Source organism: Sphingomonas sp. (assembly GCF_031361285.1).
Lineage (GTDB): Bacteria > Pseudomonadota > Alphaproteobacteria > Sphingomonadales > Sphingomonadaceae > Sphingomicrobium.
This window is the reverse complement of the sequence record NZ_JANMCO010000167.1, coordinates 1-1875: the sequence shown is the minus strand read 5'-3', so window position 1 is coordinate 1875 and position 1875 is coordinate 1. Positions and strand designations below refer to the sequence as shown.

Sequence of the window (1875 nt, the reverse complement as noted above, 5' to 3'; positions counted from 1 at the left end):
AAGAAGGACTCGATCCTGACGCCTGCTGGCCGTTGCGGATGCGGGTGAGCATATCGCCCAGGGGATCGGTCATCGCCATTCGTCTTCCCTTACCAGCTCGACTTGGTCACGCCGGGAATCAGGCCCTTATTGGCCAATTCCCGAAGCATGATCCGCGACAAGCGGAACTTGCGATAATAAGCGCGTGACCGGCCGGTCAGCTCGCAACGGTTGCGAACCCGCGTGGGGTTCCCGTTGCGAGGCAGCTCGGCCATTTTCAGGCGCGCGATCAGGCGCTCGGTGTCGTCCTTCGACTCGTCGTTCGCGATCGCTTTCAGCTTCGCGTACTTCGCCGCATTCTTTTGGACGAGCTTCTTGCGCCGCTCGTTCTTGTTGATCGAACTCAGTTTCGCCATGACTTAAGTTCTTCTCCTGAAGGGGAAACCGCTTACGCGGCTTCCCGCTGCTCCTCTGCCGGGAAGGGGAAATTGAACAGGCGCAGCAGTTCGCGCGCCTCCTCATCCGACTTCGCCGTGGTGGTAATGATGACGTCCATTCCCCGGACCTTGTCGATCTCGTCGTAATTGATTTCGGGGAAAATGATCTGTTCCTTGAGGCCCATCGCATAATTGCCATGACCGTCGAACGACTTCGGGTTGAGCCCGCGGAAATCGCGAACCCGCGGCAACGCGATGGTCACCAGCCGGTCGAGGAATTCGTACATCCGCTCACGGCGCAGCGTGACCTTGCAGCCGATCGGCATGCCTTCGCGCAGCTTGAACTGGGCGATCGACTTCTTGGCCTTGGTGATCACCGGCTTCTGGCCGCTGATCAGCTGCATTTCGGCAGCCGCCGTCTCGACGCGCTTCTTGTCCTGGGTGGCGTCGCCGACGCCCATGTTGATCACGATCTTGTCGAGCTTCGGCACCTCGAGCTTGCTCTTGTAGCCGAAGCGCTCGATCATCGCCGGGACGATCCGCTCTTGATAATCGCCCTTGAGGCGCGGCGCGTATTTCTGCTCAGCCATGGATCAGCTCCCCCGACTTGGCCGCGACGCGGACCTTCTTGCCGTCGCGCGTTTCAAAGCGGACGCGGCTCGCCTTGCCGGTCTTGGGGTCCGCAATCGCGACCTTCGACACGTGCATCGGTGCTTCCTTGCGCTCGATCCCACCCTGCGGGTTGGTCTGCGACGGCTTGCGATGGCGGGCGTGGACATTGATGCCCGACACCACGACCTTCATTTCCTTGGGGATCGAGCGCACGACCTCGCCGGTCTTGCCCTTGTCCTTGCCGGACAGGATGACGACCTGGTCGCCCTTGCGGATTTTCGCGGCGGCCATGGTTACAGCACCTCCGGCGCAAGGCTGATGATCTTCATGTGCTTGCGCGCCCGGAGCTCGCGAACGACCGGGCCAAAGATACGAGTGCCGATCGGCTCCTCATTCTTGTTGACCAGCACCGCGGCGTTGGAATCGAAGCGGATCACCGAGCCGTCGGGACGGCGGATATCCTTGGCCGTGCGAACGATCACCGCGCGGTGGACGTCGCCCTTTTTCACGCGGCCGCGCGGCGCTGCTTCCTTGACGGAAACGACGATGATGTCGCCAACGCCAGCAGTGCGGCGCTTGGATCCGCCAAGCACCTTGATGCACTGAACGCGCTTCGCGCCGCTGTTGTCGGCAACCTCGAGGTTGGACTGCATCTGGATCATGGTTCGACCCTACTCTCTTTCAAATCTGCTCAGGCGTCGGCGCTGGCGTCGGCGTTAGCGGCGGTGTCGGCTTTGGCCGCGGCGTCGGCTTTGGCGTCGGCCTTGGCCTTGGCGTCGGCTTCGGCCTTGACTTTGGCCGGCTTCTTCGGTGTCGGCGGCGGCGCCTTGCCCTTGACCGGCTTGGG

4 protein-coding genes and 1 pseudogene are annotated in these 1875 nt (G+C 62.2%); all 5 read right to left on the bottom strand.

Annotated features, from left to right (window positions below):
* Window positions 1–79: pseudogene (locus tag RMO25_RS13865) on the bottom strand (30S ribosomal protein S8); the annotation flags it as partial.
* 10 nt (window positions 80–89) lie between these two features.
* The gene (gene rpsN / locus RMO25_RS13215) at window positions 90–395 is read right to left on the bottom strand and encodes a 30S ribosomal protein S14 (RefSeq protein ID WP_309663065.1); all 306 of its coding nucleotides are present in this window, start codon (window positions 393–395) and stop codon (window positions 90–92) included.
* Window positions 396–427: 32 nt separating this feature from the next.
* Window positions 428–1006, bottom strand: coding sequence for a 50S ribosomal protein L5 (gene rplE, locus RMO25_RS13210; RefSeq protein ID WP_309663064.1), 579 nt, complete (start codon window positions 1004–1006; stop codon window positions 428–430).
* On the bottom strand, window positions 999–1319 hold the full coding sequence (gene rplX, locus RMO25_RS13205; protein WP_309663063.1) for a 50S ribosomal protein L24: 321 nt from the start codon (window positions 1317–1319) through the stop codon (window positions 999–1001). Before rplX ends, rplE begins: the two co-directional genes overlap by 8 nt.
* Before the next feature lie 2 nt (window positions 1320–1321).
* On the bottom strand, window positions 1322–1690 hold the full coding sequence (rplN, locus tag RMO25_RS13200; RefSeq protein WP_294010200.1) for a 50S ribosomal protein L14: 369 nt from the start codon (window positions 1688–1690) through the stop codon (window positions 1322–1324).
* Window positions 1691–1875 lie beyond the last annotated feature (185 nt).

Coding starts and splice junctions, on each gene's coding strand:
- rpsN (WP_309663065.1), bottom strand. CDS start 395: ATGGCGAAACTGAGTTCGATCAACAAGAACGAGCGGCGCAAGAAGCTC.
- rplE (WP_309663064.1), bottom strand. CDS start 1,006: ATGGCTGAGCAGAAATACGCGCCGCGCCTCAAGGGCGATTATCAAGAG.
- rplX (WP_309663063.1), bottom strand. CDS start 1,319: ATGGCCGCCGCGAAAATCCGCAAGGGCGACCAGGTCGTCATCCTGTCC.
- rplN (WP_294010200.1), bottom strand. CDS start 1,690: ATGATCCAGATGCAGTCCAACCTCGAGGTTGCCGACAACAGCGGCGCG.